Genomic DNA, 23,965 nt, shown 5'->3' on the forward strand with positions numbered 1-23,965 from the left:
GAAAATAGTTCAAATATCATACTGAAACCACATGGATTGTTCATTAAATTACATAAGTTACAATAATTTGTTGCAAGTAATTCCTTTTTTATGTACAAACCCGACCTGAAATATTTCCAAAAACGCAAAAAAGGAACTGCGAAAATGAAATCAAAAATGTTTACTAGTTTAGCATTGCTTGCTGTCATGTCTGTGAATGTACATGCTGAAGATAAAAAAGTTGGCACAGGTCCAAACCCATTTTCTGACTGTGGTATTGGTGCAGCTCTTTTCCAAAACAATAAAGTGCTAGCAGTAACGTCAAACATTATTTGGGATATCGGTACAACGGCGGTAACTTCTGCTACAGCAAGTCCAGAGACATGTAATGGTAAAACGGTAACTGCGGCGAAATTTATCCTTGAAAGCTATGATAACTTATCTGAAGAAGCTGCTCGTGGCGAAGGTGAACACCTTGTTGCTCTATTAAACATCATGGAAGTTAATTCAACTCGTCATATGGAAGTGATCAGCGGTATTCGCTCGGAGATGTCGTCAAACTTGGCATCTACAGAGTTTAATTCTGCGGATAAAAAGGCAAAATCAATTGCGTTTTACAATGCACTAGTTGCAGCTATCTAATGTATTGAGGTTTCACTTGCAGAGTGACGCCATTTTACAATGAGATATTACTTTTATGCAGTGTTACTTTTAGCAACACTGCTTTCACCGAAAATTGCTATTAGTCAATCTATTGATTCAGGCCTCATTCCTCAGTTAGCGAATGAAAAAAAGTGGCATCAGCTCCTTTTTCTAAATGAGCAAGGTGAGCCAACCGTTTCTAATGATGGGTTTTATCTATCACAATATCAGGACTTTTCACCGGAGCAAGAGCTTAGAAATACGCTTCGTGCATTTAATGAACCGGTAGGGAACAATCCTAATAATCATGCGCTGTGTAAATACAAAGCACGTAAAATTTGGCTGGAAAGTCAACTACCTGTATTCAATCAAAAAATTAAGAATATTAAATGCCCTAGCTTTGAGGAATTCAAGAATTATACCCAAATTGATTCGATTAGCTTGGTTTTTGCAACTGGGTATTTAGGAAATCCAGCATCTTATTACGGCCATTTACTCCTCAAACTGAACACTTCATCATTAGGTAGACTATACGATCCTGCTATTAACTTTGGTGCAGATGTTCCTCCAGATGAGAACATGCTGATTTACATAATAAAAGGATTGGTAGGTGGATATAGCTCTTCGTTCACTACTCAGGGCTTTTTCTATCATTTACAAAACTACGGTGAGAATGAGTTCCGTGACCTATGGGAGTATCAACTAGACCTTACGGATGAAGAACGTATTTTTCTTATAGCCCACTTATGGGAACTGCAAAATAGGAAATTTACTTACTACTTTTTAAATAAAAACTGTGCTTTTTTCATGGCTAATGCACTTAATCTTGTATTAAACATCCCGGCCTCACAAAGTTGGAAACCTTGGGTTGCCCCCCAAACTGTCGTACAACAGCTAGCGCAATTTCAGCCCGAAAAAATAAAAAAGCGGAAATATCATCCGTCTAGACAGAGTCGTCTTTATCAGCGCTATGCAAAACTATCTGAGTCAGAAATAGCCTTAGTAACTTACTTTGCTGAAAACCCAGAAAAACTATCAATCGAGGCTCTTGAAAACGAATCTATTCCCTCTCAGCACAATGTATTGGACACTTTGATTGACTATTATCAATTTCTACGACAACCTGAATTGAAAGAGCAAGACCCCAATAATCTTCATTATTCAAAAGTGTTATCACTTAGGTATCAATTACCTTCTGGTAATGGGCACGTTCTATTTAATTCATCAAATGTACCTGACCTTGGTCGTCCTTTAAGCAGGTCATCGCTCGGTTTGTTTCATACAGAATCAGATTCTTGGGGAATACTTTCAATTAGACCAGCCTATTATGATCCGCTTGATTCAAGTTACGGACATGTCAGGCATTCAGGTCTGTCCATGGGAGAAATCAAGATGCGAATTTCCCAAAACAAAGCTACAACAATAGAATCTTTGAATTTAGTGAATATTCTGAATGTGAGGCAAAATTATACTATGCTACCCGGTGACCAGAGTCACTCATGGTTCCTACAAGTAGGCCTGCAAAGAAAGCTTAATAACAACAATCCCCCCTTAGCTGGTTTTGTACATGCTGGTTACGGCTATGCAGGTTCTTTTATTAAAGATTCTGTTTCATTGGCTGGTTTCTTCGGTGCCGGATTTCACGATACTAAACTCGATAGTTCAGGCCTTTTTTTGAGCACTAATTTGATTCTCAATGGCTATTTAAATGACCTTCAGGCTTGGAATATTCAACTAGAACGAAAATATGGCTTTGATCAACAAGCAACAGCGCTCAAAGCGACGTTTAGACATAAAGTAAACGATGCTATGGATTTGCGATTTAACTACCGCTATCAGAAAGAAATTAAGGAAAATTTGGTTGGCGTGGAAGTTGGTTGGTATTGGTAATAGTAAAAAGGCTAAAAACTTTAATATATAAAAAACCAAGTTTTCTAGGAATTGAATTGTAAACATCGTTTTCTCTACAAACCTTTTCATCCCTATCTTAGAAATCCAAACTAAATTTATTTCTATTGACGGGTGTTGCTCGGTAATAAATTGTTTATTTTGTTCCTGATATGATACAAATGTACCCTTATTGGTTTCTTTTGGTGTTGATGTGTCTATGAAAAAGGCAATTTTTACGTTAGCAATTGGCGATAATCCTATGTATCAGGCTGCGATACTGAGTTTTAAATATTACGCTAAGCGAGTTGGGGCAGACCTCATCATATCTGATGCGTTGAGCTATAAGATTGATGTCATTAATCCTCAATATCATGCAAGTCCTGCGTGGGCTGAAAAGCTGAGAATAGGAGAGTTACTCAATGAATATGACCGTGTACTTTACTTAGATGCCGATATTCTCATTTCCCCTCATGCTGCAGACATCTTTGAGCAGTTCAAAAATCCAGATGTGGTTTATATGCTGAACGAAGGGGAAAGCCAAGACCGCAGTGCCGAAAGAGCATTGATAGAATCATATTTGGGAAAGGTGGATTGGCCTTTGCAAAATGGGAAGCCGATTTATTATAACGTCGGGGTTATTTTAGCCTCTAAGCCGTGTAAGCTTTTTGATTTTGCAGATCTACAAGGCTTGCAATCGGTTTGCAATCGAATTCGATTTTATGAGCAAACTTATTTCAATTACCTGTTGTTTAAACATAATTTAGAACATGAAGCGCTTCCTTCACGCTTTAATCGTATGGATATGTTTGGCAAACAGGGTTATCACAAAGCTGATTTTATTCATTACGCAGGAAAAGGTTATACGAAAAATAGCCGACGACGCGACGTTCAATATTTACGAGACTTTGCAACCATGTACTCCGGTATTATTAATGACTCAGAAATAAGGAAATTGAGGAAATTGGCTTGGGAGCGATATTTAGAGAGCGTGTATACCAAATATCCAATGCCAAATTGGTTAATTAGACTATGCAGTGAACAGTTTGTACCTAACTGATATATCTACACTTAAAGCTAAGTAAACAAATACGAGTCTTTCTCTATTCGCCAAACTTGTGATGTCGACTTAGCTTTATCTATCAATAAAGTCTTATGCAGTCGATTATCAATAGAAAAAAGTTGTACTGAGACGAGAGGGATCCCGCCAATATACTCGCAGATAAAAAGAATATGTGCTGCTCGTATGTCGTTTTGGTTGTCAGCTAGAGCCATTCGCTTTGCTTCATTCGCAAAACTTGAAACAATTGAACGAATAGGTGGAAGATGAACATCGGGTAGGGTAAATCCGAGTAATACTTCGGCAAGTCCTAGATATTGCGCCGAAGAGAGTGTTGAGTTGGGGACCGTAAGTATTTCATTAGAGGTTTTTATAAAGCGTCCGCTGCGCTCAATAAGTTGATTTAAGGCGTGGTAGTTGAACGGGGAGTAGTACTGTCCTGTATGTGGGTTAAGCGTTGTCGTGACCACTTTCATCATTCCCCCTAGCAATGCGCTGACTTGTGAGAATTGGTCAGCAACGGATTGTGGTACGGGTTGATCCAAGGTATGGCACGTGGAGAACAAGATATGTCCTGTGGCATTAAAAAAATAATGAACGGGCAGTTCGTTACGTTGAACAGGTTTTGACTGCGTAAACAATTTTGTAAGAGAACGAAACCAAGTCAAACGCGGTCACTCCAAGTTTTAAGATAATGAATAATTCAACATGCGCCCTTAGTAGGGCGCATGTTTGAAGAATAGCGATTAACCTATCGTATACGTTTCGGCAGATTCTGCGACCACGTTGCCCGATTTGTCGAGCACCTGAAGCGTCGATGCCGCAGTTTGCGTGCCAGACACGGTAAAATCGATGGCGTCTGTGCCCCAGTTTGCAGCAGTGATTACGCCATCTCCTTCAGCGAATTTCACTTTGCCAGCTTCTACAGGTAAGAACTGACCTTGAATTCGATAAGTCGTGCCTGTCGCGAGAGCGGTTCCTGATGGAATTGCGACAAACGTTTTGGCATCAACAATATCATTAATAGTTGGAGTTTGTGTGAGTAAGCCACTTAGCCAATTGATCAATTGCAAATAATCCGGATCCGAGTTAATTGAATCGAGGTCACCCGCGTACGAGCGAATAAAGGAGGGGGTTACAAACATGTACGTGTCTTTGTGAAGTGTCCAAGATGTCGACATAGAGGATTCGCTAAAGCAAGGACCTAGTTTTAATTGCTGCTTATTTTGCTGACAATCGGCGTACACAACGATTGCGCTGACAATTGGCATACCCATTAAATATTCGCAAACAAATACAATATTACCGACTTTGCTATTGGTTTGGCTTGAAGACCCAGAGATGTTCAAACCTTCTTTACCTATCGAAGAGACCATGGCTGACGCGAAGCTCATTTCACCTGCACCCGTTGCAAGGCCTAATAAGGATTCAATCAGTTCTTTGCTGAAGTCAGCGCCAAAGCTCTTGGTTTCGTATTTTACATCTTCTTCAGTGACGTGTACGAAAAGGCCGGAACCACTGATAATATTTTGCAGAGCTTCGTAGTTGTACAACGAGTAAGGTTTATTCGTCGCGGGGTTTTTCGTCGTTGTGATCGCTCGTGACATACCAGCGAAAAATACGGACACTTCGGCAAATACTTTTTGTACTGACTCCGAAAGCGGGGTGTTGGCATCAATGGTACTAGCCATCATGATGTTGCCCGTTTCATTAAAGATATAATATTTTTTTGCTTCGATGTTGTTTGGATTTTTTACTGCTGGCTTCAGCGGTACCGTTTGGTCAGATGTTGCCATAATCATTCCTTTTTCTGCGGTGAATTTAGATGTTTAAGTTATTTATTTTATTAATCAAGGGTTTAAGGTGTTTTTATTTCTTTTTTCTACATTGGCTGAATGACTAAAAGAATTCTAGGTCAGCTGTGACTCGCCGTTATTGAGCAAATGTGAGTAATTTCTTTGTTAATATAGTTAATGATTTAGTTTCATTCTAGTTACACAGTCTTACAGTTTTAATTTATTGTTTTATAGGGATAACCTATGCAGTTTATTTGGGTCTTTAAATTTTTGTACTTAAATTCCCCCAAGTATTCGCAATTTATGTGTTTTTATTGTTAAATGTCTTGGCGCGATTTTAGGTGCGCTAACATTTTTTTAGGGAATAAAAATGAAAAAAACACTTCTTGCGCTTTGCGCATTAGGAATGACAAATCTTACTTTTGCAGACGTTGCTAACGAATATGGCGAAACGCAAAGCCTGCTCGTCAATGAAGATGTTAAAACGCTTCATATCGTTGATATTAATGCTGATAATCGTAAAGACTTAGTGTGGGTCACTTCAGATGGCAGTGTTAAGTACAAACTACGCAATAATGATGCGAAAGCAACGTTAGATACCTTACCGGGTACGCGTTGGCGTTTAGAGTATGCGAACGATAAAGGATTGAAGTTTATTGATTTTACTCAAAATGGTGGTGTGATTACCGTTAATGGTCGCTATTTTTTCAAAATTACAGAGTTAATGATGACAGAAAATGGCGAATTATCATTTTGTACATCTAAATCGGAAGGTTTGAATCGTACCGACTGTGGTTGGAACTATCGTGTAACCGATATTCTACCAAATATGATGAAAGGGACTGATGATGACACTGGCTGGGATTGGGTCGCCTATAGATTAGTTCAATAAGCAACTGTACTGTTCAATAAAAAAGGCCGGTTCATGACCAGCCTTTTTTTATTCATTTGGTTATTACAGGCCAGCAGCTGCGCGTAACGCATCCGCTTTGTCTGTTTTTTCCCAGCTGAATGCAGTGAACGTATCATTGCCCACCGTCATTTCAAACGGTTCGCGACCAAAGTGGCCGTACGCAGCAGTCATTTGGTACATTGGGTGAAGAAGGTCAAGCATCTTCGTAATACCATATGGGCGTAAATCAAAGTGCTCACGTACCAGTTCTACTAATTTATCTTCAGACACTTTACCTGTTCCGAATGTTTCAATAGAGATTGATGTTGGCTCTGCCACACCGATAGCGTAAGAAACTTGAATTTCACATTTGTCTGCAAGGCCTGCAGCTACGATGTTTTTAGCAACGTAACGGCCTGCATATGCTGCAGAACGGTCAACTTTAGATGGATCTTTACCTGAGAACGCACCACCACCGTGACGAGCCATACCGCCGTATGTATCTACAATAATTTTACGACCGGTCAAACCACAGTCGCCTACTGGACCACCAATAACAAAACGGCCAGTTGGGTTAATGAAATATTTCGTATTTTCAGTTAACAACTCTGCAGGAAGCGTGTGCTTGATAATGTTTTCCATTACTGCGTTGACTAAGTCTTCTTGCTTGATGTCTGGGTTGTGTTGAGTTGAAAGTACCACGGCGTCAATTGCGACTGGTTTACCATCTTCATAGATAAACGTTACTTGAGATTTCGCATCTGGACGTAACCAAGGAAGAATACCAGACTTACGCGCTTCAGCTTGACGCTCTACGAGACGGTGTGAATAGTAGATTGGCGCAGGCATAAGAGTCGGTGTTTCGTTTGTCGCATAACCGAACATAAGACCTTGGTCACCAGCACCTTGTTCTTCAGGCTTTGAACGGTCAACGCCTTGCGCGATTTCAGGTGATTGTTGACCGATTAGGTTCATGATGCCGCATGTATCGCCATCAAAACCAACGAATGAAGATGTGTAGCCGATGTCGGTGATTACTTTACGTGTAATTGACTCAAGATCGACCCATGCGTTTGTTGTTACTTCACCTGAGATGATAGCAACACCAGTTTTAACCATTGTTTCACAGGCTACGCGCGCGTGTTTGTCTTGTGCAATAATCGCATCCAAAACCGCATCAGAAATTTGATCTGCGATTTTATCCGGATGTCCCTCAGAAACTGATTCAGAAGTGAATAAATGTCTTGCCATTGTATTTAAGCTCACAATTATTTTTGCGCTCACAAACTACGTTAACAGCGCACCAACGAAAATTAAGGGCGTCATTTTATCGAAAAGCATTGCGGTTGCCTAGTTTTTTTACGCCTAGACGTCCGTGTTGCATTAATTTTTTTCAAGTAACTAAAACTGGTTACAAAATTCAAGCTTGTTCCTATTTTTTCTTATTATTAAGCGTTGCAGGACTGGCTCCAATAAGTAAAAATGGGGTTCAATTTACCCGCGCAGAACTATTAATCTAGGAGAATTCATGCCATCTCGCAAAGAACTCGCGAATGCGATCCGCGTTTTGTCGATGGACGCAGTACAAAAAGCTAAATCAGGTCACCCAGGCGCCCCTATGGGCATGGCGGATATCGCCGAAGTCCTTTGGCGCGATTATCTAAAGCACAATCCAAATAACCCTGATTGGTATGACCGTGACCGCTTTGTGCTGTCAAATGGCCATGGATCAATGCTGATTTATTCTTTGCTACACCTTGCAGGTTACGATTTGTCGATTGATGACTTGAAGAATTTTCGTCAACTTCACTCAAAAACACCAGGTCACCCAGAGTATGGTTATGCGCCAGGGATTGAAACTACGACAGGTCCTCTAGGTCAAGGCATCACTAATGCTGTTGGTATGGCTATCGCTGAAAAAGCGCTTGCAGCCCAATTTAACCGCGGCGAATATAACATTGTTGATCACCACACTTATGCATTTTTAGGTGATGGCTGTTTGATGGAAGGTATCTCTCACGAAGCGTGTTCACTCGCGGGAACACTAGGTCTTGGTAAGCTTATCGCATTTTGGGATGACAATGGCATTTCAATCGATGGTCACGTGGAAGGTTGGTTTACCGATGACACAGTAAAGCGTTTTGAGTCTTACGGTTGGCATGTTATCGGTGGTGTTGATGGGCATGACAGTGATGCTATTAAAGCAGCTATCGAAGCGGCTCGTGCAGAAACGGAGAGACCTACACTAATCTGTTGTAAAACAGTGATTGGCTACGGCTCGCCAAATAAGTCAGGCAGTCACGATTGTCACGGTGCACCGCTTGGCGATGAAGAAATTGCAGCAGCACGTGAGTTCTTAGGTTGGAAACACCCGGCATTTGAAATTCCAGAAGACGTGTATGCAAAATGGGATGCAACGTCACGCGGACAGCAAGCGCAAAGTCATTGGTTAATTAAATTTACTCAATATCAACTTGAGTATCCAGAGCTTGCTGCTGAATTTGAACGCCGTATGAAGAATGAACTTCCAGTAGACTGGAAAGAAAAGTCGGATGCATACATTGCGTCATTGCAAGCAAACCCTGCAAACCCTGCAACGCGTAAAGCGTCACAAAATGCGCTAAATGCGTTTGGTCCATTACTGCCAGAGTTTATGGGCGGTTCTGCAGACTTGGCGGGCTCAAACCTTACCTTATGGGATGGCTCTAAAGGCCTTACTGCTGGTGATGCGTCAGGCAACTACGTGTTCTACGGTGTACGTGAATTTGGTATGTCGGCGATCATGAATGGTATTGCACTTCATAAAGGTTTTATCCCATACGGTGCTACATTCCTAATGTTCATGGAGTATGCGCGTAATGCAGTTCGTATGGCTGCTTTAATGAAACAACCGAGCATTTTCGTTTACACGCACGATTCAATCGGATTAGGTGAAGATGGTCCAACGCACCAACCTGTAGAGCAAATCGCAAGTATGCGTATGACGCCAAATCTTATTAATTGGCGTCCATGTGACCAAGTTGAGTCAGCGGTTGCGTGGCAACAGGCGATTGAGCGTAAAGATGGTCCTACATCACTTATTTTCTCTCGCCAAAATCTTGAGCAACAGGCTCGCACGGATGAACAAGTTGCAGCGATTAAGCGCGGAGGTTACGTACTAAGCTGTGATGGCTCACCTGAAATCATCCTTATTGCAACTGGTTCTGAAGTCCAGCTTGCGGTTGATGCAGCTGAAGTGTTACGTGGCAAAGGTAAGAACGTTCGTGTGGTTTCAATGCCTTCTACGGATGCATTTGACGCACAGTCGGCTGAATACCAAGAAAGCGTATTGCCGCGTTCAATTACCCGTCGTGTAGCTATTGAAGCGGGTATTAGTGACTTCTGGTACAAATACGTCGGCTTAAATGGCGCGATTGTAGGCATGACGACCTTTGGTGAGTCTGCACCTGCAGGTGAGCTATTCAAGCTGTTCGGATTTACGGTTGAAAATGTGGTAGAAAAAGCAGAAGCGTTATTCTAATCTCATTAACCCAGGTATAAAAAACCCGCTCAATGAGCGGGTTTTTTTCGATTAGTACAATAACATCACCATTCGTGACGAAAGTGAAGTGGACTAAGCCACTTATACTTTAAATTGTGAAACCGATAAACGAAGTTCTTCAGCGAGTTTTGCTACTTCAGAACTCGATATGGACGTTTGGTTAGCACCTTCCGCCGTCTGTTCCGCAATAGCAACAATTGACTCTAAGCGTTCACTGATTTCTTGTGCCACTTGTTGTTGCTCTTGCGCCGCAGTTGCAATTTCTTCACTCACATCGTGAGCTTGAGAAACGGCTTGAGTAATTGAATTAAGTGCTTGTGCAGCTAAATCACTTTGCTCAACACACGACTCTGCTTGATGTTTGCCTTTCGACATTGCATGTACCGCTTCCTGAGCACCACTTTGCAGTGACTCAATCATCGTTTGAATTTCTTGCGTTGACTCTTGCGTTTTACTTGCAAGCGAACGTACTTCATCCGCTACAACCGCAAAGCCTCTACCTTGTTCACCTGCACGAGCCGCTTCAATCGCAGCATTAAGTGCAAGAAGGTTAGTTTGCTCCGCAATACCACGAATTACATCCAAAATGCTACCAATGGATGCGCTGTCTTGGTGGAGTTTATTGATAACGCGAGAGGCTTCATCGACTTCGCGAGCAAGTTGCTCAATCGTGTGTTTATTCTCGTTAGAGATACCTTTTACACGCTCAGCTTCTTTATCTGCGTTTTTAATTTCTAAGAGCGCTTGGTGTGCACTGTTGCTTACACCATGCGAGGTGCTACTCATTTCAGTTGTTGCAGTCGCAGCTTGCTCAACTTGTGCTTGCTGGTTGCGAATCGCTTGACTTGACTCTGTCGTAATCGCAGATGTTTCTTCTGAAGCGGCAGCAAGCTGCGTCGAGCGAGATACAATACCCGTGATTAGCTCACGCAGATTATCGATTAAGCTATTACATGAGCGAGCAAGCTCACCAAATTCGTCCTTTGCTTTATCATCGAGTCGTTGTGTCATGTCGCCACGAGCAACAATGTCCAGAATGCGGTTAACTTCAGCAAGTGGAGTGGTAATTTTGCTGATCGTTGCATAGGCTACACCGATAGCGATCAGTGTCGCGATGATCATGCCCATCCACGTCCATAAATTTGCCGAATCGACGTCTTCTCGAACGCCTTTTTGTAATTTGAAAGCGACTTCACTGGCTTCAAGCAACAGCTCATCTAGCTGGGTTAACGCTGCGTTTGTTGCTTTTTCTGCGTCTTCTAACTCTTTTTGCGTCATCTCAATCGCATTGATTAGGCGACGTTGATTCTCAACTAAACCATTTGATCCTGAAACGTTCTTCTGTACAGCAGCAAAATAGTTGTTGAGGTCATTCAACATATCAGCATCCAGTTTTTGGACGATAGGTGTGAGTAACGCCATGCTTTTTTCAAGCTCAGTGATGAAATAAGCTTGCTCGCGTTTTACGATTTCAAGCGTATTTAAATTATCAACCGTCAATATATCTGTGCTTTTAGAAACCAATGAAGTGAAATTAGTTTCCATGTTATTAGCCGCTTGAGCCGCACGTTTATCCATGTCAGCAAAGCCATCTAAATCGATAATATCGAGTACGACCGTGTTTGCATCTTCAGCCGCCGTTTCAAGCGCCTCAAGTTGTGTACGAGTAGACTTTTTAAGCGACAATTCAAGCGCTTTATCTTTCATTAGATTATCAACAGACTTTAAAAATGCCTGATAGGTTTCACCAACTTCATTCGCGCTTTTTGTTAACTTCGCATTATTGTTATGGCTTACAACCGTCTTTAACTCTTGATAAGTGCTATCAAACGTTTCTTTACGTTTTGCAAAAGCACCCTTTAACGTTGAAAGTTTATCTTCTGATTTGGCGTAAAAGCTACCTTGCGCCACTTTACTCATCAATGAGAATTCTACCTGCAACTCTGAACTTTTATCCAAAGCTGGTAGAGACAGGGTATTAACTAACTGAGTGGAGCTGTCAATATTTGCTATTCTCATCAAGGAGTTACCCCCAATCATAAGTAATAGCAACGTGATGAAGATAAACCCACCCCAAATACGCTGGCTGACGGTTAGATTCATAGAATATTCCAAATTTACTAATCGAATTGAATACTTATCGGAATTATGTAGGATAAGTTAAGTCTTTTATAGCAGATGTCAGCAATAATTTCAGTTAAATAGGTTAAATGTTTGCATCTACTTTTATAAATTCTTGTGTGTCTAAATTCAGTAATGTCATGGCACCTCCCCAAACGTAACCGGTATCTAATGCTATAATATTAGAACGTTCCGTTTTTCCTTCTAAAGCAGCCCAATGTCCAAAGACGAGGTTGCAAGGTGGCGTTTTGAGCGCGGGGTGCTTAAACCAAGGGATCAAGGACCCATCACTGTCTACACCTTCTTTGTTTGACAGGTTGAGTTCGCCATTTGGTTCTAAAAAACGCATTCGAGTGAAGACGTTAACGATTGCTCTAAATCGAATAAACTCGTCACTTGAAACGACGTCCTTTACAGATGCTTCACCATACATCGCTTTAAAAAAATTTTTAGCGTCGTTGCCTTGGTAACACCTTGACGCTTCTCGCGAAAAGGCGAGTGCTTGTTCTTTTGTCCAAGTTGGGTAAATGCCAGCATGGCTTATCAACGTGTCTGATGCATGATGATAAAGAGCAAGCGGCTGTGAGGATAAAAAACACAGCAGATTTTCTTTCTCGGGATATGCAAACAGTGTTGCTAACTTATCTTTCGGGTTTGGTGCTTTTCCGAGTGCTTGGCAAGCAAGTAAATGCAAATCATGATTGCCAAGTGTGATAGAGACACTGGCTGCGTGTTTTTCTAAAAAGTAAGACACGCCAGCGAGTCTGGGCCTCTTGCAACAATGTCGCCGACACAATATAAGTGGTCTTGGCTTGGATTGAAGTCGACGATGTCCAACAACGTCTGTAAAGGTTCAAAACAACCCTGTAAGTCACCGACAACGTAATTTGCCATTGATTAGTGCAAAATGTTCGGCGTGCTTAAACGAAAGACCGTGATAGGCGCTTGGAATTGATGACCAAATTCGTTGCGCATCACATAGTAGCCTTGCATTGTACCTACTGGTGTGTCGAGTACGGCGCCACTTGTATATTTGTAGCTTTCACCCGGGCGAATAGTTGGGGTTTCACCAACCACACCTTCGCCTTCAACTTCCGATTCTTTGCCATTTGCATCGGTGATTAGCCAATAACGGCTTTCTAGTGTTGCATTACACAAACTATGGTTTTTGATGGTAATCGTGTACGCAAAGACATATTTGTCTTGTTCAGGCTCAGATTGAGCTTCAACGTAAAAGGTTTCGACAGAAACCTTTATCGGTGAATTTAAATTACGGTTGTCTGTCATGGAGATAGTTAGCAATTGCGATGAACTGAGTTAAAGATATGTTTTCTGCACGGAGTGTTGCATCGACACCTAGTTCTGCCAGTTCTGCTTCAGTGAGTAGGTTAGATAAGCTGTTTCGTAGTGTTTTACGGCGTTGATTGAACGCTTCCAAACACACCGTGTTGAGCAATTTTGTACTTTTCGCCGTTCTTGCACTTGGATCTTTCGGGATCAAACGTACTACAGCAGAGTCCACTTTAGGTGCTGGTTTAAAGCACGTTGGTGGGACTTCAATAACAGGCATTGCGTGGCAATAGTATTGCGTCATAACGCTTAAACGACCAAACGCTTTGCTACCAGGACTTGCCACCATACGGTTAACCACTTCTTTTTGTAGCATGAAGTGCATATGTTCGACATTATCCACGAATTCAAACAAATGAAATAGCAGAGGAGTTGAAACGTTGTAGGGTAGGTTACCAAATATTTTTAGTTTTTTGTCGTCTTTAATAAGCGATGAAAAATCAAACTTCATCGCGTCGCCTTGATTGACGGTCAATTTAGGACCTAAAAAAGGATGATGGATCAAACGCTCAGCTAGATCCTTATCCAATTCAACAACAGTAAGATGACCCGATAACTCTGCAACCGGCTCTGTGATGGCACCAAGACCTGGACCGATTTCAACGAGATTATCGCCAGGTTTTGGGTCTATGGCAGTCACAATTTTGTCGATGATCATGTCATCGTTTAGAAAGTTTTGGCCAAAACGCTTACGAGCGCGGTGACCTAAGTGTACATTATCGTTCATGAATTTTGTGTTTTCTCTGTAGCAAGTTTAATTGCTTCACGGATAGCTAAATCAAAACTACCTACTTCAACGTCACCTGTTCCTGCTAAATCCAATGCAGTGCCGTGATCAACAGAGGTACGGATAAAAGGTAGCCCGAGCGTAATATTTACGGAATTTCCAAATCCCTTATATTTTAACACAGGTAATCCCTGATCGTGATACATTGCGAGTACCGCGTCCGCATTATCTAAATATTTCGCTTGGAAAAGCGTGTCCGCAGGCAGTGGACCGATGAAATTCATCCCTTCTTGATTGAGCAACTCAAGTGCTGGACGGATTGTGTCAATTTCTTCGCGGCCTAAATGACCATCTTCACCCGCGTGTGGGTTGAGTCCGCAAACAAGAATCCGTGGGTTTTCAATGCCAAACTTTGTTCTCAAATCGTTATGAAGAATACGAGCGACTTTGCTTAGGCGTTCTGCGGTAATCGCGCGCGAAACATATTCGAGAGGAATGTGCGTGGTGACTAAAGCCACACGTAGACCTTCAGTTGCCAACATCATCACGACATGAGACGTATTCGATTGTTGAGCAAAGTATTCAGTGTGCCCGCTGAACGAGATACCAGATCGATTGATTATGCCTTTGTGTACAGGACCGGTAACGACTGCGGCAAAGGTATCATCCATGTTTTTCTCAGAGGCAATGCGAAGTGTGTCTAAAACATACTGACCATTACTTTCATTGAGTTTTCCAGCTTCTACCTCTGCGCCTAAATCAACTTGAAGGCAATATATTGATCCCGCAGGTGTCGGTTCTGCAGGTTTTGTTGGGTCAAAGGGGATGACGTTAAGCGCAAGTCCAAGCATCTTAGCACGGTCGATGAGTAGTTGACTGTCAGCTACCGTGACCAGCTGAGCTGGCCACGCTTTTTGCGCTAATTTAACTACTAAATCAGGTCCGATACCCGCAGGTTCCCCTGGTGTAATCGCAATCCGTAACGTCATTATTTATCTGCCGGTAAAACTTCAACGTGCGCTTGTTCGCGCATTTCATTTTGCCACTTAAAGCTCTCTTCTTTAAACTTACGGTTAAACAGAATGCCGTGTGCGCGGTTGCGTTTAGCGATTTCTGTTTTGTCTGCAGTACGCCTATCTAGAAGTTGAACAATGTGCCAGCCATAAGTTGTTCTGAACGGCTCTGAAATTTGCCCTTTTTCAAGTGACGCCAATGTATCGCGGAAAGCTGGAACATAGGTATTCGGGTCAGTCCAATCGTATTCGCCGCCTTTAAGCGCAGAACCCGGGTCTTCAGAATGTTTCTTCGCAAGCTCTGCAAAATCAGCCTTACCTTCACGTAAATCTTTTAAAAAACCTTCTAACATCGTCTTGGCTTTTTCTTCGCTCAAGATAATCGACGGCTTGATCAAGATATGACGTGAACGTACTTCAGTGGTTTCGACTAGTTGTTGACCACGAATGTCTTGAATTTTAATGATGTGGAAGCCTGCACCGGAGCGAAGCGGGCCAATTACTTCACCTTTCTTTTTGCCTTTCACTGCTTCTGCAAACAGCGTTGGCATATCATTGATGCCCATCCAACCTAATTGACCACCGTCAAGCGCTTTAGCACCGCTCGATGAGGCGATAGCTATACGGCGGAAATCTTCGCCTTTGTTTAGTAATTTTAACACGTTATCCGCACGGTCTCGCTCAGCTTGAATTTCGTCGGCAGTTGCTTTTGCTGGTACTTTAATCAAAATGTGGCCGATGTCATATTCTTCGTTGTTACCACCTTGCGTTTCCATGATTTTGATAAGGTTATCAATTTCTTGTGGGCTCACGTAAATGCGACGGTCTACGTTTGCACGCATAACTTGGCCTGTCGTAATTTCGCGTCGGATGTCTTCGCGGTAAGACGCATAGCTTTCACCAGTTGATTCAATGGTCTTACGCAGATCAGCAAGCGTACCACCTTGCTCTTGAGCAATATTGGTGAGCGTTTGATCAAGCTGAGCATCAGAAATTTCAAGCCCCATGCGACCTGCCAACTGCATCATTATTTCTTTATCAACTAAACGGTCGATAGCCTGAACGCGTAATGTTTCTTCTGAAGGCAGCTCTGTGCCTTGTTCTTCTGCGTTTTTCTTAACTCGAGCAACAAGAACATCTACTTCGCTTTTCAATATTACGCCGTTGTTTACGGTTGCCACTACTCTATCGAGTTCAACTCGTTGTGCGATTGCCGCTTGGCTTACGCTTAAACTTAGGCAAACACCTAAAATTATCTTTTTTAAATTCATAAACTTCTGATTCTAATTATTTAAGAAATAGGGTCTTCTATAAGCAAAGATACCGCGTTTTAAGAGGTTTTGTACATCACTTCGCGTGTTGCTGCCAAGTCCTTTCAAGACAAAATTAAAGCCGATGCTTGAATTAAATATGGCATCCTCTTGGCCAATTGAACTGTTTAAGTCAGTCTCAATTTGACGTCGACCAGTAATTTGTATCGCAAAACAACACGATTCGTATTGCAATCCAAAGAAACTTTCAATGCTACGTCGCGCTTCTAAATCACGATGATAACTTGCGACGACTTGCCAAGAATCACTAATGGGCATACTCGCAAAGACGCCAACTTGGTCGATGGTATAGCCTGAGACATCATTTACATAGCGATGGTTCAATTGAACAAGCTGATTACTGTCACCTTTATAATCCAGCGTAACGTGTGATTGCACCACACTTTGTCCATCGGTATCGTATTGTACCCCAGCACCTAAATACCATCGGCGATGCCAGTGCCACATGGTTTCTGCAGCGAGCAAGGCGTTATAGTTTGTTTCATCGAGTGTATCAGAGTAGCTTAACTGACTTGGTTTCACTGATTCGTTGAGGTAGAAAATCTGACCAAAGCTGAAGTTAAACACTTCATCATTTTTCGTGTTGAATACGCGAGTTGTCGCACCGAGCGTAAACTGATTTGCTTCGGCAATACGGTCAACGCTTGAGAAGCGTTTATCGCGAAATAAACCAAAAAAGTCATCTTGCAGACGCGTGGTATCGTAAAGCCCAATGTTTGATTGGTCACGCTTTGGCGTGTAAAGGTACTGCAGTTGCGGCTCCAACGTTTGAGTGCCATTTTCGACAAACAGATTGGTATCACGTTCGAAATTGAGCTTTGAATAAAGACGCACTTTTGGCACGGTGCGCGTAACCTCTTCTTCGTATTGTGTACCAGCTAGGTCGCCATTTTGTTCATAGTAGGTATGCAATAAGCTCGTCTCAGCGAGGAAGGTCCAAGCATAATCGTCTATTCGATAGGCTAGTTTCGGTTCAAGATGAACACGAGAAGCCGAATCAATCACTAGGGAATCGTTTTGGAAATGCGCAAATTCACCGCTCAAATCCCACTGTAATCCTTGTGCTACATTGACCTTTCGCGTAAAGCTCAGCTGAGGAATAGCCGCATAGGCTTCTTTATGATCACCAAGCACTTCAAAATTTTGTAGCTTAAGGTTGACCCGCCAATCATCACCTAAATAGCTCAACAGCGCGGTACGTTGTAATTGTGTGTCGGTTGTGTTGGCGTAATTACTTTCCAGATCCGTGAGATAGTTGTCATCACTGATGTTCGTCATATCGAAACTGGCACGCCATTTCGGGTCTAGGTCGCTTGATTGACGGAAGTGCACCAAGTAGCGCTCGTCTAAATTATCTTCAGACTTATCGTTGCCCAAATATTCAAAAGCGAGAAGGCCCTGGTGCTGTTCTGTAAGGTAGCGAAATTCGCTAATTAACTGCAGACCTTTGTTAGACATATATCGCGGCGTGATGGTTGCATCGTAATTTGGGGCAATGTTCCAGTAAAACGGGGCAACAAGCTCAAGACCGTACTTGCTTGAGGGGGAAATTGTTGGCGGTAATAGCCCTGATTTTCTTCGGTCATCAATAGGAAACGTGAAGTATGGAATGTACACCACTGGTACATCCATGATTTTCAACACGGTGTTTTTCGTTTCACCCCAGCCATTGTCCGCTGAAAGTTCGATGCTGTCCGCTTCGATTTGCCAAAAGGGGGTTTCGCCTGGACATGTCGTAAACGTTGAATTTTCTAGAGATAGGCCATTTTCATTGATTGACAGCTTTTCAGCACCACCGTGACCCATTTGGTTGCTTAATTGATAATCTGCGCCAAGCAGCTGGATGGCGTTTTCGTTCAGGTTAGCGAAAAGTCCAGCACTGTACACTTGGGTAAATTTATCTTGATATTCCAATGGACCAGACGCATGCAGTAAACCTTGCTGCTTATCAATCAATGCAGAATAGGCTTGCAATGTCATTTTACTGGTGTTTATGTCAACATTACCATTAAACTCAGCGCTTTGGGTGCCTTGTAATTCAACGTCGTCCGCTTGAATGTCGATGGCATTAGGCAATAGATTAGGTAGAGGTTGCCACACAGAGTGCGTTTTGGCTTGGCAGAGTTTTATTTCAGGAAGGGAAGATGTGATTGGTGTTGTTGTTTGATTCTGCGTTTGGGCATAAGCGGCTGTGCTTGCCACAACCGAGGCAGAACTTAAAATCAACATACTCCAAACTTTTTGCATCGCGAACCTTCTATATCCATGCGTATTAACTAAAGCCCCACATGATAAATGAATTTGGGGTTAAATACAGTAACAACCACAATCAAAAACGTGAATAACCATGACAGACTTAGATTTCACAATACACCATTTTTTATTACATCATGCTGCGCTTGACGATTTTGATTGTGAGCCTATTACTGGTGACGCCAGTTTTCGACAATATTGGCGAGTTTCAACGCCATCAAGCCAATACGTTTTAATGGTTAGTAACCCCTTGCTTGTTGATCCAACCCCCTTTATTGAATTGAATCAGGCATTTCAGTTGTCCGGATTACGTGTTCCAAACATTGTAGCGAAAGACCAATCACTCGGGTACGTACTTTTAGAAGATTTAGGCAATGTCCATTTGGCAAACAGATTGAACGAGCCGAATCGTATTACACACTACAAAGCACTGATTGATTTATTGCCATTGATTGCATCAATCCCAAACCATCCCGCTATGAGACCATACAACGATGATTTTGTTGCAATGGAAATGGGCATTTTTAAGGAGTGGTTAGTGGAAAAAATGCTGGGTATTGAAATGTCAGTAGATCAACAAACCGTTTGGAATGAACTTGTTAATTGGATAGTACAAGAGTTTAAAACGCAACCTAAAGTGACAATGCATCGCGATTATCACAGTCGTAATGTCATGAGCATTGATAATGAATGGGCTATTATCGACTACCAAGATGCTGTGCAAGGCCCTCTTTGCTATGACCTAGTCTCGCTCCTTAGAGATTGTTATGTGAAGCTATCTGAAGATGAACTCGACACCTTACTCAATTACGGGTTTGAAACACTGCACAAAGCAAACGTGGCTGGTACCTTAACCTTTGATGCATTTTCACGCGCATTCGACATCACAGGAATGCAACGGCATCTGAAAGCAGCAGGAATTTTCTGCCGTCTTTATTTACGCGACGGCAAAGCAGGTTATCTGGCAAATGTCATTCCTACACTCCAATACATTCTCGATATTTCTAAAAAATTCCAGCACAGCCAGTGGCTTGAATCTTGGCTTGAGCATGACATAATTCCGGCAATGGTAAACACCTTGGATGAAATTTGATGAAGGCAATGATCCTGGCCGCAGGGCGCGGGAAGCGGATGATGCCGCTCACTGAAACCATGCCAAAACCGATGTTGCAGGTAGCGGGGTTCCCACTTTTACAGTATCACATTGAGCGATGTAAAAATGCGGGTTTGACAGACATCGTGATTAATCTTGCTTGGCAAGGCGATAAAATCCAGACGCATTTTGGAGATGGTTCCGCATTCGGCGTTTCCATCACTTACAGTCAAGAGCCGGCGGAAGGACTCGAAACCGCTGGCGGTATTTTGCATGCCTTGCCGTTACTCGCGAATGCCTCTAACAGCTTCATTGTGTTGAATGGTGACATTTTTACTGATTATGACCTACACGCAATGACTCAATTGGAGCTGATGGTAGGAGAGGCGCACCTTGTTCTGGTTGAGAATCCATCGCATCACCCTGAAGGTGATTTTCCGCTTGCCAATCAGCCATTCAATCAAAGTAAATACACTTTTTCAGGGATAGCCCGTTACCACGTTGATTTTTTTAAAAACGTTGAACCTGGGTTTGTTCCTCTAGGTCCTATTTTAAGAGCGCAATTTACACAGGGGGTAATTTCAACCGAATTGTATTTAGGGCGATGGGAAGATGTCGGTACGCCGGAGCGCTTGGCAAAAATTAATGAAGAAATGGGGCAGTAGCATGTGGGGAAAACTATTAGGCACGTGTTTTGGTTTTATGTTTGGTCGCTTTATTGGCGCCGCACTTGGATTTTATCTTGGCCATATGTTCGACAAAAGCCTCAAACAAGACTTTGATAAAGTTGGTGGTTTTCAGGGGTTTTCAAAAGGCGAAGATTTACATGAACGTCAGGCACTTTTTTCTCAAGTTGTTTTGCCGTGATGGGACACATCGCGAAATCTAACGGCCGCGTCAGTGAAGTGCATATCCAAGCTGCAACAGCGTTTATGGACGAAATGAAGTTATTTGGAGAAGACCGTAAAGAAGCGCAGCGCGCCTTCACTGCTGGGAAAGATGCTGATTTCTCATTAAAAGAGTCGGTTCGAGATGTTCGCGAAGCGTTTGGTCGTCGATTCGATTTATTGCAGTTGTTTCTCGAAATTCAAATTCAGATGGCTTATAGCGATGGGCATTTGGCAGAGCAAGAGCAAGTGTTACTACAACAAGTAAGTAAGCACTTAGGTATCTCACAAACTCATTATTTGTTTATCATCAAGCGCTATCAGGCCGAGTTTCAGTTTCGTCAACAGCGTCAATCGGAACAGGCGAGAAGACAACAACAATCGAACCAGCAACGTCATCAGCAGTCACATTCGCGCTCATATTCGTCTGAACATACCCAAGCCGTTTCTCGAACCAGTGCACTAGCGGTTTTAGGTCTTGAAAGCACGGCAAACGAAAAAGAAATCAAAAAGGCGTACCGTAAATTGATGTCTCAACACCATCCGGACAAACTGGTCTCACAAGGTTTACCGCCACACATGATGGAATTGGCGAAGAAGAAGAGTCAAGAAATCCAAGCAGCTTACGAATACCTAAAAAAAGGCGGTTAGAGCTGCCTTAAAAAGCCATCAAGCTCTTTTCTTAGTCGCTCATGTTGGCTTGGCTCATACGACAGACCAAATAGCTCTCTTTGACGATAGTCGTATTTTGCATTGCGACGAGCCCAGCGATTTCGGTCTTGAACTGTTTGTGTCACAAGCGGCGTGTCCGTAGAATAAAACACATCAAGCAACGCAGGGCCTACCAAAGATAATGTTGCTGGAAGATGCTTATTCCGACCCGAATTTGGGATCATTGCACTGACAGAAACGAACGCGTTGACACGTAGAGAGGGCATTTTAGCAAAATATTCCGCCAACACCCCTGCACTTGTGCCTTGTGCAATAACAATGAGTTGTTCATCTGAGCGCATTGCTAAGTTTTCATATACTTTACTAAAGCGTGCAAAGAGACGTTTTTTGTAGTCATCAATGACCGCTTCTGAAATCAAATCGACAGGTTTATCCTGCTCAGAGGTGTCAGCGTCGGCGTCATCGAGCTTTGCTAAATCAGCTTGCCAATTTATTTCTGGTACCACAACCGCGTAGGTATCAAATCCGTCGTCAGTTAACGCATTACGCAAGTAACTAAAACCACTCATTGATGTCGGACTTTGTCGCCAATCTGGAAGTAAAATGACAATCCCCCTTTTAACGGCTGCCATGTACGGGAGGTAAAGAACAGAAAAGGTTTCATCTTCCTCGGTGGTATATGATTTTCGTTCTTCCGCAGGCATTTTTGACGAAATATCCTGCTCGAGCTGTTCAGTCCAAGGCACCGGCATAATGTGTGCTGGGGCCTCGGCCCAACTAGGTAAACTTGCCGCGAGTAATAAAGTCATCATCAATCCTAAAATCACGCCAAAACTGGGTTGATATTTGGGAGCAACTATTTTGGAGACTTTTCGGTGCATGTTTACCTCGGCCGATATTCAAACTTGATTTGGTATCGGCCGAACTGAGTAAAAGTTTACTATTGTTTTTGCATTTGTTTAGATGTCATAAAAATAAAGAGCACGCTAAAAACAATGAGATAGCCAATGTGCCAACTGGGTGGATAACCCTGACTTGCGTCGATTACGTCAAGTCCTAATTGAGATAAATGATAACTCGGCAATATCCACGCAAATTGTTGAAGAAGCTCTGGAAACAAATTGATTGGCATCCATAGTCCTGAGCACAAACTCATTGGCAAGTAGACAAGATTTACTGTTGCCGGAGCACCTTTAGAGGGGACGGATAGACCGAGAAACAATCCAAGCAAACAGAAGGGGAAAGTGCCTAAAAGCGCGACGAAGAATAACTGAAACCACTGCGAAAGCGACAAAGATACCTCTGCAAATGCCAAGCCTAAGGTAAATAGCAGTAGCGTTATGACGGCTGAAAAACAAAGTGCCGTTGAGCTTTTTGCCAATACATAAGCTATCGATGGCATGGGCGACAATTTTTTGAGTGCAAGACAGCCGTTCTCTTTATCTTGAGCTACGTTGACACCAAAGTTAAACAGTGCAGGGCCCATAATGCCAAATACACAGTAGTTTACCATTAGGTAACTGCTCGCGTTACCATGATTGAACAAAATCCCGAAGAAAATATAAAAGACGCAGGGAAACAACAACGAGGGAAGCACAAACCCTGGTGCACGTAACACGCTTAAGAAGTCAAATTTTGCTTCGAGCCAAAAAGGCATCAATGAGTTGGAATGAGTAATGTTCATGCTGCGTGCTCCTCAGTTAATTGCAAAAAGGTTTCTTCGAGTGATTTTTGGGTGACTTGCAAAGACTGGATATCGATACCCGCTAAAAACAGTTTTTTCAGAATGAGCTCAGGAGATTTGTGTTGGAATTGAACCTGATGTTCGTGAATCGTGAAATTGGCCTTGTCGAGAATACTGGCAACAATGTTGGCTGGCGTAGAGGTTGTGAATTGTACCGCTACGCTATGGTTTTGGTGTTTAAGTTCTTTGGGGCTGCCTGTTGCGATAAATTGTCCTTGTTTTAAAATCACGAGTTTATCAGCGAGAGCATCGGCTTCTTCCAAATAATGCGTAGTGAGAATAATGGTTTTACCTGCTTGTTTCAGCGCATGTATCAGTGACCACATTTCTCGTCGCATTAACGCATCCATAGCGAGGCTGGGTTCGTCGAGAAAAATGAGTTCAGGATTACCAAGTACAGCTAAGGTAAAGAGTAAGCGCTGTTTTTGGCCTCCAGAAAGCTCACTAAAACGTTGGTTTTGGGCGTCTTGTAATCCGCTGTATTGCAATGCTTGAGCGTGACTAATTGGATTCTGGTAATAAGAACGGAAAAGTTGGATAAATTCCTTCACCAGAGTGTTACCTGGTAAGGTCGCGGTTTGTAGCATGACACCCAGCTTGTCTTTGTTTTTTCGATGAGAGGGAGCTTCATCAAGTATCTGAATGTTGCCAGAACTTGCAGTGAGACGTCCGAGTAACAAGTCGATAAATGTTGATTTCCCCGCGCCATTAGGGCCGAGTATGGCGATACATTCACCACGTGTCACAGATAGATGTAAATGGCTTAGTATTGGCTTATTTCCTCGACTAAAACAAAGGTCTTGAACCTGAATTATGGGGTTGCTCATTACATGCTTCCTTATGTACCAAAAGAGTAAGTGAGCAAAGTGTCGTCGAAAAGAGGAGAAAAAATGAGTGTCAGTTGTCACCAATTGAAGATGACAACTGTCATATGTCTAAAATTTATTAGGTTGGGGTGAAAGTGCTTAGCTGAAGTA

At 42.5% G+C, this 23,965-nt stretch carries 19 protein-coding genes and 2 pseudogenes; 8 read left to right on the forward strand and 13 right to left on the reverse strand.

The genetic code is table 11. The annotated features are described in order from the left end of the window. The first annotated feature begins 144 nt into the window (after positions 1 to 144). The 3 genes from NI389_RS13100 (at position 145) to NI389_RS13110 (ending at position 3,568) form a co-directional block, all read left to right on the forward strand. On the forward strand, positions 145 to 621 hold the full coding sequence (locus NI389_RS13100; RefSeq protein WP_308360313.1) for a DUF3015 family protein: 477 nt from the start codon (positions 145 to 147) through the stop codon (positions 619 to 621). Positions 622 to 660: 39 nt separating this feature from the next. Continuing rightward, the gene (locus NI389_RS13105) at positions 661 to 2,511 is read left to right on the forward strand and encodes an Lnb N-terminal periplasmic domain-containing protein (protein ID WP_308360314.1); all 1,851 of its coding nucleotides are present in this window, start codon (positions 661 to 663) and stop codon (positions 2,509 to 2,511) included. 217 nt (positions 2,512 to 2,728) lie between these two features. Beyond that, a complete protein-coding gene (locus NI389_RS13110) occupies positions 2,729 to 3,568 on the forward strand; it encodes a glycosyltransferase family 8 protein (RefSeq protein ID WP_308360315.1) in 840 nt (279 codons plus the stop codon). A gap of 17 nt (positions 3,569 to 3,585) precedes the next feature. Here the strand turns inward: NI389_RS13110 and NI389_RS13115 are convergent, their stop codons facing one another. After that, the gene (locus NI389_RS13115; protein WP_308360316.1) at positions 3,586 to 4,236 is read right to left on the reverse strand and encodes a hypothetical protein; all 651 of its coding nucleotides are present in this window, start codon (positions 4,234 to 4,236) and stop codon (positions 3,586 to 3,588) included. Between the two features lie 78 nt (positions 4,237 to 4,314). Next, positions 4,315 to 5,364 (reverse strand): hypothetical protein, encoded by a 1,050-nt coding sequence (locus NI389_RS13120; protein ID WP_308360317.1) that lies wholly within the window; start codon positions 5,362 to 5,364, stop codon positions 4,315 to 4,317. A gap of 370 nt (positions 5,365 to 5,734) precedes the next feature. Here NI389_RS13120 and NI389_RS13125 point away from each other — a divergent pair, with 370 nt between their 5' ends. Then, the gene (locus NI389_RS13125) at positions 5,735 to 6,256 is read left to right on the forward strand and encodes a hypothetical protein (protein WP_308360318.1); all 522 of its coding nucleotides are present in this window, start codon (positions 5,735 to 5,737) and stop codon (positions 6,254 to 6,256) included. Positions 6,257 to 6,319: 63 nt separating this feature from the next. Here NI389_RS13125 and metK read toward each other — a convergent pair whose 3' ends face one another. Next, positions 6,320 to 7,507, reverse strand: a complete 1,188-nt coding sequence (gene metK / locus NI389_RS13130) for a methionine adenosyltransferase (protein WP_308360319.1) — start codon at positions 7,505 to 7,507, stop codon at positions 6,320 to 6,322. 277 nt (positions 7,508 to 7,784) lie between these two features. Between metK and tkt the strand changes: the two genes are divergently transcribed. Beyond that, positions 7,785 to 9,776: a transketolase gene (gene tkt / locus NI389_RS13135; RefSeq protein ID WP_308360320.1), complete on the forward strand. Its 1,992-nt coding sequence runs from the start codon at positions 7,785 to 7,787 to the stop codon at positions 9,774 to 9,776. Between the two features lie 102 nt (positions 9,777 to 9,878). Here tkt and NI389_RS13140 read toward each other — a convergent pair whose 3' ends face one another. From NI389_RS13140 to lptD, 7 genes and pseudogenes are all read right to left on the reverse strand, one after another. Beyond that, a complete protein-coding gene (locus NI389_RS13140) occupies positions 9,879 to 11,900 on the reverse strand; it encodes a methyl-accepting chemotaxis protein (RefSeq protein WP_308360321.1) in 2,022 nt (673 codons plus the stop codon). A 103-nt stretch (positions 11,901 to 12,003) separates the two neighbouring features. Beyond that, positions 12,004 to 12,812, reverse strand: a pseudogene (locus tag NI389_RS13145) (symmetrical bis(5'-nucleosyl)-tetraphosphatase). A 3-nt stretch (positions 12,813 to 12,815) separates the two neighbouring features. Next, complete coding sequence (gene apaG, locus NI389_RS13150) at positions 12,816 to 13,205, reverse strand: Co2+/Mg2+ efflux protein ApaG (protein ID WP_308360322.1); 390 nt, start codon at positions 13,203 to 13,205, stop codon at positions 12,816 to 12,818. Continuing rightward, positions 13,189 to 13,995: a 16S rRNA (adenine(1518)-N(6)/adenine(1519)-N(6))-dimethyltransferase RsmA gene (gene rsmA, locus NI389_RS13155; RefSeq protein ID WP_308360323.1), complete on the reverse strand. Its 807-nt coding sequence runs from the start codon at positions 13,993 to 13,995 to the stop codon at positions 13,189 to 13,191. Before rsmA ends, apaG begins: the two co-directional genes overlap by 17 nt. Then, a complete protein-coding gene (gene pdxA / locus NI389_RS13160) occupies positions 13,992 to 14,984 on the reverse strand; it encodes a 4-hydroxythreonine-4-phosphate dehydrogenase PdxA (RefSeq protein ID WP_308360324.1) in 993 nt (330 codons plus the stop codon). The genes rsmA and pdxA overlap by 4 nt, the downstream gene beginning before the upstream one ends. Then, positions 14,984 to 16,279: a peptidylprolyl isomerase SurA gene (gene surA, locus NI389_RS13165; RefSeq protein ID WP_308360325.1), complete on the reverse strand. Its 1,296-nt coding sequence runs from the start codon at positions 16,277 to 16,279 to the stop codon at positions 14,984 to 14,986. The genes pdxA and surA overlap by 1 nt, the downstream gene beginning before the upstream one ends. Before the next feature lie 12 nt (positions 16,280 to 16,291). Continuing rightward, the gene (gene lptD, locus NI389_RS13170) at positions 16,292 to 18,586 is read right to left on the reverse strand and encodes an LPS assembly protein LptD (protein WP_308360326.1); all 2,295 of its coding nucleotides are present in this window, start codon (positions 18,584 to 18,586) and stop codon (positions 16,292 to 16,294) included. A gap of 100 nt (positions 18,587 to 18,686) precedes the next feature. Between lptD and NI389_RS13175 the strand changes: the two genes are divergently transcribed. From NI389_RS13175 to djlA, 3 genes and pseudogenes are all read left to right on the forward strand, one after another. After that, positions 18,687 to 19,685 carry an aminoglycoside phosphotransferase family protein gene (locus NI389_RS13175; protein WP_308360327.1) on the forward strand — a complete coding sequence of 333 codons (999 nt, stop codon included), beginning with the start codon at positions 18,687 to 18,689 and terminating at the stop codon, positions 19,683 to 19,685. Next, a complete protein-coding gene (gene murU, locus NI389_RS13180; RefSeq protein WP_308360328.1) occupies positions 19,685 to 20,350 on the forward strand; it encodes an N-acetylmuramate alpha-1-phosphate uridylyltransferase MurU in 666 nt (221 codons plus the stop codon). The genes NI389_RS13175 and murU overlap by 1 nt, the downstream gene beginning before the upstream one ends. Position 20,351: 1 nt before the next feature. Further along, positions 20,352 to 21,223: pseudogene (djlA, locus tag NI389_RS13185) on the forward strand (co-chaperone DjlA). Here the strand turns inward: djlA and NI389_RS13190 are convergent. From NI389_RS13190 to NI389_RS13200, 3 genes are read right to left on the reverse strand one after another with little or no spacing between them, the layout of a single operon-like run. Then, positions 21,220 to 22,125, reverse strand: coding sequence for a DUF3530 family protein (locus tag NI389_RS13190; protein WP_308360329.1), 906 nt, complete (start codon positions 22,123 to 22,125; stop codon positions 21,220 to 21,222). The pseudogene djlA and the gene NI389_RS13190 overlap by 4 nt on opposite strands. A 59-nt stretch (positions 22,126 to 22,184) precedes the next feature. Next, entirely contained in the window at positions 22,185 to 22,928 is a 744-nt protein-coding gene (locus NI389_RS13195; RefSeq protein ID WP_308360330.1) for an ABC transporter permease, read from the reverse strand. Then, positions 22,925 to 23,815, reverse strand: coding sequence for an ABC transporter ATP-binding protein (locus tag NI389_RS13200; protein WP_308360331.1), 891 nt, complete (start codon positions 23,813 to 23,815; stop codon positions 22,925 to 22,927). The genes NI389_RS13195 and NI389_RS13200 overlap by 4 nt, the downstream gene beginning before the upstream one ends. Positions 23,816 to 23,965 lie beyond the last annotated feature (150 nt).

The sequence above is a fragment of the Pseudoalteromonas xiamenensis genome, assembly GCF_030994125.1.
In the GTDB taxonomy this organism is placed as follows: domain Bacteria; phylum Pseudomonadota; class Gammaproteobacteria; order Enterobacterales; family Alteromonadaceae; genus Pseudoalteromonas; species Pseudoalteromonas xiamenensis_B.